Source organism: Amycolatopsis marina (assembly GCF_900111885.1).
GTDB lineage: Bacteria > Actinomycetota > Actinomycetes > Mycobacteriales > Pseudonocardiaceae > Amycolatopsis > Amycolatopsis marina.
Genome location: NZ_FOKG01000052.1, coordinates 1 through 2509 on the forward strand (window position 1 = coordinate 1; position 2509 = coordinate 2509).

Annotated in this window: 2 protein-coding genes; one reads left to right on the forward strand and one right to left on the reverse strand. The window is 69.6% G+C overall.

Annotated features, from left to right (window positions below; translation table 11 throughout):
* Positions 1 to 155 precede the first annotated feature (155 nt).
* Positions 156 to 971 carry a PAC2 family protein gene (locus BM199_RS33070; protein ID WP_091680107.1) on the reverse strand — a complete coding sequence of 272 codons (816 nt, stop codon included), beginning with the start codon at positions 969 to 971 and terminating at the stop codon, positions 156 to 158.
* A 324-nt stretch (positions 972 to 1295) separates the two neighbouring features.
* On the opposite strand from BM199_RS33070, the gene BM199_RS33075 reads away from it, so the two are divergent.
* On the forward strand, positions 1296 to 2509 hold a 1214-nt coding region (locus tag BM199_RS33075; RefSeq protein WP_177242902.1), incomplete at its 3' end, for a homocysteine S-methyltransferase family protein.

Consider the following 2509-nt stretch of genomic DNA (forward strand, 5'->3'; position numbering starts at 1 on the left):
CATCACCCTCAGCCCCACCCACATCGGCACCATCACCCAAGCAGCCCTCGTCCTCACCCACCACGAACACCACGGCCGCTACTGAGAAAACCTCAATGTGGCATTGGGGAACTTCAACGTCCCCAATGCCACATTAATTGGGGACGTTGCCGTCCCTAGCCGGGGCCGTCCGGGCGACGGCGGCGCAGGTAGCGCTCGAATTCGGCGGCGATCTTGTCGCCACTGTTCTCGTCGAGGGTGATCTCGGCGTCGCCGCGCTCCTCCAGGGAGCGGACGTAGTCGCTGATCTCCTCGTCCTCGTCGGCCATCTCACTGACCGTGCGCTGCCACTCCTCCGCCTGCTCGGGCAGCGCGCCCAGCGGAATCTCGACGTCGAGTACGTCCTCCAGCTTGTGCAGCAGCGCCAGGGTCGCCTTCGGTGACGGCGGGTGGGACACGTAGTGCGGCACCGCGGCCCACACCGAGACCGCCGGGATGCCCGCCCGCACGCAGGCGTCCTGGAACACACCCACGATGCCCGTCGGGCCCTGGTAGCGGTTGCGCTCCAGGCCGTACCGCGCGGCGGCCTGCGCGTCGAACGCGGTGCCCGTGACCGGGACCGGGCGGGTGTGCGCCGTGTCGGCCAGCAGGGCTCCCAGCGTCACCACGGTGGAGATCTGCAGCTTCTCCACATGATCGAGCAGTTCCGCGCAGAACGCACGCCAACGCATGTTCGGCTCGGGCCCCTGCACCAGGACGACCTCGCGGTCATACCCCTGCGGATGACAGATCACCAGTCGCGTCGTCGGCCACTCGACCCTGCGAGTGACCCCGTCCACCATGCGGACTGTCGGCCTGCTCACCTGGAAGTCGTAGTAGTCGTCCGGATCGAGTTCGGCCAGCGGCGAGGCATCCCAGTTGAGCTGGAGATGCTCGATGGCCGTGCTGGCCGCGTCTCCCGCGTCGTTCCAGCCCTCGAAGGCCACCACCATCACCGGCTTGGGGTCGCCGGTCTCGGCGCCCTCGGTGTCGCTGTCGCGCTCGTCACCAGCAAATTCGGCGGAGTCGCCGAGGTCGTCGGACTTGCCGGTGCCGGCGGTGTCGGCAGCTTCGGCCTGCTCGCCGTCGGCCGGCGGCGTTTCGCCTGGGGGAACGCTCGCCCCAGGCTGGTCGCCTCGCTCCGCAAGCTCCGCTTCGCGTGCGGAATGCTCGCGCGCCGGGTCCGGCTCGTTGGCTGGGGTCTCGTAGGGGGGCTTGCTCACACCTGCCAGCCTACGACCAACGACTGTCCGGCCGGAGACCGTACTCTGGTACCCATGCCTGAACGCACTCCGTCACCACTGCTCGACGCACTCTCCTCCCGCGTTGTGGTGGCCGACGGTGCGATGGGGACCGCCCTGCAGGCCCACGATCTGTCCCTCGACGACTTCGCCGGACTCGAGGGTTGCAACGAGATCCTGAACGTCACCCGACCCGACGTGGTGCGGGGAATCCACCGCGGTTACCTCGCGGCGGGGGCGGACGCGATCGAGACGAACACGTTCGGCGCGAACTTCGCCAATCTGGCCGAGTACGACATCGCCGATCGAATCCACGAACTCTCCGAGTCGGGGGCGCGGCTGGCCAGGGAGGTCGCCGACGAGTTCGCCACACCCGAGCGGCCCCGGTTCGTGCTGGGGTCTGTCGGGCCCGGAACGAAGCTGCCGACGCTGGGCCACGCCCCCTTCGCGACGCTGCGGGACGCCTACGCCGAGGAGGTCCGCGGCTTGCTCGCGGGTGGCGTGGACGCGGTCCTGGTCGAGACGACTCAGGACATCCTGCAGACGAAGGCCTCGATCATCGGCGCGCACCGGGCGATGACCGCCGCTGGCCGGCGGGTGCCGGTGATCGCGTCGATCACCGTGGAGACCACCGGCACGATGCTGCTGGGCACCGAGGTGGGTGCGGCACTGGCCGCACTGGAACCACTGGGCGTCGACGTCATCGGCCTGAACTGCGCGACCGGTCCCGCCGAGATGAGCGAGCACCTGCGCCAGTTGTCCCAGCAGGCTCGTGTCCCGCTGTCGGTCATGCCGAACGCGGGGCTGCCCGAACTGGGCCCGAACGGAGCGGTGTACCCACTGGGGCCAGAGGGGCTCGCCGATGCGCTGAGCGGGTTCGTCAGGGAGTTCGGTGTCGGGCTGGTCGGGGGCTGCTGCGGCACGACCGACGAGCACATCCGGCAGTTGGCCGAGGCCGTCGCCGACCTGCGGCCGAAGCCGCGCGACCCACGGCCGGAGCCGGGCGTGTCGTCGCTGTACCAGGCCGTGCCGTTCGCCCAGGACGCCAGTGTGCTGGTGATCGGGGAGCGGACCAACGCCAACGGGTCGAAGGCGTTTCGTGAGGCGATGCTGGAAGGGCGCATCGACGACTGCGTGGAGATCGCGAAGGCACAGACCAGGGACGGGGCCCATCTGCTGGACCTGTGCGTGGACTACGTGGGCCGGGACGGCGCCGCGGACATGGCCGAACTCGCGACCCGGCTGGCCAC